This is a genomic window from Subsaximicrobium wynnwilliamsii (assembly GCF_007997225.1).
Lineage (GTDB): Bacteria > Bacteroidota > Bacteroidia > Flavobacteriales > Flavobacteriaceae > Psychroserpens > Psychroserpens wynnwilliamsii.
Genome location: NZ_VORM01000067.1, coordinates 1 through 3,788 on the forward strand (window position 1 = coordinate 1; position 3,788 = coordinate 3,788).

At 39.1% G+C, this 3,788-nt stretch carries 6 protein-coding genes; 5 read left to right on the forward strand and 1 reads right to left on the reverse strand.

Features of this window, described 5'->3' with window-relative positions; translation table 11 throughout:
• Positions 1-688: 688 nt before the first annotated feature.
• The 5 genes from ESY88_RS20410 (at position 689) to ESY88_RS20425 (ending at position 2,731) form a co-directional block, all read left to right on the forward strand.
• Positions 689-1,003, forward strand: coding sequence for a hypothetical protein (locus ESY88_RS20410; RefSeq protein WP_147088591.1), 315 nt, complete (start codon positions 689-691; stop codon positions 1,001-1,003).
• A gap of 488 nt (positions 1,004-1,491) precedes the next feature.
• Positions 1,492-1,713 (forward strand): hypothetical protein, encoded by a 222-nt coding sequence (locus ESY88_RS21270; RefSeq protein ID WP_189702642.1) that lies wholly within the window; start codon positions 1,492-1,494, stop codon positions 1,711-1,713.
• 50 nt (positions 1,714-1,763) lie between these two features.
• Complete coding sequence (locus ESY88_RS20415) at positions 1,764-2,024, forward strand: hypothetical protein (RefSeq protein ID WP_147088566.1); 261 nt, start codon at positions 1,764-1,766, stop codon at positions 2,022-2,024.
• Between the two features lie 73 nt (positions 2,025-2,097).
• Complete coding sequence (locus tag ESY88_RS20420; RefSeq protein WP_147088565.1) at positions 2,098-2,331, forward strand: hypothetical protein; 234 nt, start codon at positions 2,098-2,100, stop codon at positions 2,329-2,331.
• Positions 2,332-2,509: 178 nt separating this feature from the next.
• The gene (locus ESY88_RS20425) at positions 2,510-2,731 is read left to right on the forward strand and encodes a hypothetical protein (protein ID WP_147088564.1); all 222 of its coding nucleotides are present in this window, start codon (positions 2,510-2,512) and stop codon (positions 2,729-2,731) included.
• 373 nt (positions 2,732-3,104) lie between these two features.
• On the opposite strand, the gene ESY88_RS21275 is transcribed toward ESY88_RS20425, so the two are convergent.
• Complete coding sequence (locus ESY88_RS21275; RefSeq protein ID WP_189702683.1) at positions 3,105-3,278, reverse strand: hypothetical protein; 174 nt, start codon at positions 3,276-3,278, stop codon at positions 3,105-3,107.
• Positions 3,279-3,788 lie beyond the last annotated feature (510 nt).

A 3,788-nucleotide genomic window follows, 5' to 3' on the forward strand; every position in this document is an offset into this window, starting at 1 on the left:
TAAAAATACGAAAACTCTTTTAGGAATTACCGCATTGCGAACTCTAAGGCTCCTCAGAAAGGATTGTTCCCAATAAATTTCAACTCAGCGAGAAGATGTTGGTGGAAAACACCAACATCGGCAGCTCAACCACGAACGAAACCAGCACGCAGGTTTAAGGTTTCAAAGCAAGCCGTTTCGAGAATAAACAAGCTCGTTTTAAGCGAGATTCTGATTCCAGCAAAGCCATTGTTGGTGTTTTCCACCAACAATCCCAACCGAGTGAGACCAAGGATGACTTAAATCGAAATTATCTATTTATTTGAAGGAAGTTAAATGACAGGTTTCACTGAACCACTATAATTCAAACAGATTTTTGCAAACCATTTTATCCCTTGCATGATCCACAATCCCAGTCAACGAGAAGATGTTGGTGGAAAACACCAACATCGGCAGCTCAACCACGAAAAAAACAGTACGCAGATTTACGTTTTTAAAACATACTGTTTAGAGAATAAACAAGCTTTTTTTAATCGAGATTCACGTTTCAGCACAGCCATTGTTGGTGTTTTCCACCAACAATCACAGCAGAGTGATACTAAGGTTGACTTAAATCTAAATTACCTTTTTATTTGAAGGAAGTTGAATGACAGGTTTCACTGAACCACTATAATTCAAACAGATTTTTGCAAACCATTTTATCCTATGCATGATCCACAATCCCCGTCAACGAGAAGATGTTGGTGGAAAACACCAACATCGGCAGCTCGACCACGAACAAAACAGTACGCAGGTTTACGGTTTCAAAGCAAGCCGTTTCGAGAATAAACAAGCTCGTTTTAATCGAGATACTGGTTCCAGCGAAGCCATTGTTGGTGTTTTCCACCAACAATCCCAACCGAGTGAGACCAAGGATAACTTAAATCGAAATCATGAATTCAGCGAAGCCATTGTTGGTGTTTTCCACCAACAATCCCAACCGAGTAAGACGAAAGCTCACATAAATTACCAAATGCAAATATAAACCGCAAAGCCATTGTTGGTGTTTTCCACCAACAATCCCAGCAGAGTAAGACCAGGGTTAACTTAAATCGAAATTATCTATTTATTTGAAGGAAGTTAAATGACAGGTTTCACTGAACCACTATAATTCAAACAGATTTTTGCAAACCATTTTATCCCTTGCATGATCCACAATCCCAGTCAACGAGAAGATGTTGGTGGAAAACACCAACATCGGCAGCTCGACCACGAAAAAAACAGTCCGCAGGTTTACGTTTTTAAAACATACTGTTTAGAGAATAAACAAGCTTTTTTTAATCGAGATTCACGTTTCAGCACAGCCATTGTTGGTGTTTTCCACCAACAATCACAACCGAGTGAGACCAAGGATGACTTAAATCGAAATTATCTATTTATTTGAAGGAAGTTAAATGACAGGTTTCACTGAACCACTATAATTCAAACAGATTTTTGCAAACCATTTTATCCTTTGCATGATCCACAATCCCAGTGAACGAGAAGATGTTGGTGGAAAACACCAACATCGGCAACTCGACCATAAACAAAACCAGCACGCAGGTTTACGGCTTTGAGACATACTGTTTAGAGAATAACAGGTTTTTTTCAATTCGAAATTCCATATCCAGCGAAGCCATTGTTGGTGTTTTCCACCAACAATCACAGCAGAGTGAGACCAAGGATGACTTAAATCAAAATTATCTATTTATTTGAAGGAAGTTATATGACAGGTTTCACTGAAACACTATAATTCGAACAGATTTTTGGAAACCATTTTATCCTTTGCAAGATCCACAATCCCGGTCAACGAGAAGATGTTGGTGGAAAACACCAACATCGGCAGCTCAACCACGAACGAAACCAGCACGCAGGTTTACGGTTTCAAAGCAAGCCGTTTCGAGAATAAACAAGCTCGTTTTAAGCGAGATTCTGATTCCAGCAAAGCCATTGTTGGTGTTTTCCACCAACAATCCCAGCAGAGTGAGACCAAGGATGACTTAAATCGAAATTATCTATTTATTTGAAGGAAGTTATATGACAGGTTTCACTGAACCACTATAATTCAAACAGATTTTTGCAAACCATTTTATCCCTTGCATGATCCACAATCCCAGTCAACGAGAAGATGTTGGTGGAAAACACCAACATCGGCAGCTCAACCACGAACAAAACAGTACGCAGGTTTACGGTTTCAAAGCAAGCCGTTTCGAGAATAAACAAGCTCGTTTTAAGCGAGATTCTGATTCCAGCAAAGCCATTGTTGGTGTTTTCCACCAACAATCCCAACCCAGTAAGACGAAAGCTCACATAAATTACCAAATGCAAATATAAACCGCAATGCCATTGTTGGTGTTTTCCACCAACAATCACAGCAGAGTGAGACCAAGGATGACTTAAATCGAAATTATCTATTTATTTGAAGGAAGTTATATGACAGGTTTCACTGAACCACTATAATTCAAACAGATTTTTGCAAACCATTTTATCCTTTGCATGATCCACAATCCCAGTGAACGAGAAGATGTTGGTGGAAAACACCTACATCGGCAGCTCAACCACGAACGAAACCAGCACGCAGGTTTACGGTTTCAAAGCAAGCCGTTTCGAGAATAAACAAGCTCGTTTTAAGCGAGATACTGGTTCCAGCGAAGCCATTGTTGGTGTTTTCCACCAACAATCCCAGCAGAGTAAGACCAGGGTTAACTTAAATCGAAATTATCTATTTATTTGAAGGAAGTTGAATGACAGGTTTCACTGAACCACTATAATTCAAACAGATTTTTGCAAACCATTTTATCCTTTGCATGATCCATAATCCCGGTCAGCGAGAAGATGTTGGTGGAAAACACCAACATCGGCAGCTCAACCACGAACAAATCAGCACGCAGGTTTACGGTTTTAAAACATACTGTTTAGAGAATAAATAAGCTTTTTTTAATTCGAAATTCCGGTTCCAGCAAAGACATTGTTGGTGTTTTCCGCCAACAATCACAGCAGAGTGAGACCAAGGTTAACTTAAATCGAAATTATCTATTTATTTGAAGGAAGTTGAATGACAGGTTTCACTGAACCACTATAATTCAAACAGTTTTTTGCAAACCATTTTATCCTTTGCATGATCCACAATCCCAGTGAACGAGAAGATGTTGGTGGAAAACACCAACATCGGCAGCTCGACCATAAACAAAACCAGCACGCAGGTTTACGGTTTCAAAACATACTGTGTAGAGAATAAATAAGCTTTTTTTAATTCGAAATTCCGGTTCCAGCAAAGCCATTGTTGGTGTTTTCCACCAACAATCACAGCAGAGTAAGACCAAGGATGACTTAAATCGAAATTATCTATTTATTTGAAGGAAGTTAAATGACAGGTTTCACTGAAACACTATAATTCAAACAGATTTTTGGAAACCATTTTATCCTTTGCATGATCCACAATCCCGGTCAACGAGAAGATGTTGGTGGAAAACACCAACATCGGCAGCTCAACCACGAACAAATCAGCACGCAGGTTTACGGTTTTAAAACATACTGTTTAGAGAATAAATAAGCTTTTTTTAATTCGAAATTCCGGTTCCAGCAAAGACATTGTTGGTGTTTTCCGCCAACAATCACAGCAGAGTGAGACGAATGCTCACATAAAAAGCCAAAACCTCGCAATCCAAATTTCAGTTATCCTTGTCTAAAATCTGTCAAAAACTCAAATTCATCCCCAAGTTCCCTATAAAATTTTTCAGATGAAAAACGATAGAAATTACCATCGCTACCCATACCTGCTTTCAACGGAT

Bases quoted from the DNA above. Each gene is read 5' to 3' on its own strand.
- ESY88_RS21275 (WP_189702683.1), bottom strand. From the start codon at position 3,278: ATGGCTTTGCTGGAACCGGAATTTCGAATTAAAAAAAGCTTATTTATT.
- ESY88_RS20420 (WP_147088565.1), top strand. From the start codon at position 2,098: ATGATCCACAATCCCAGTCAACGAGAAGATGTTGGTGGAAAACACCAA.
- ESY88_RS20410 (WP_147088591.1), top strand. From the start codon at position 689: ATGATCCACAATCCCCGTCAACGAGAAGATGTTGGTGGAAAACACCAA.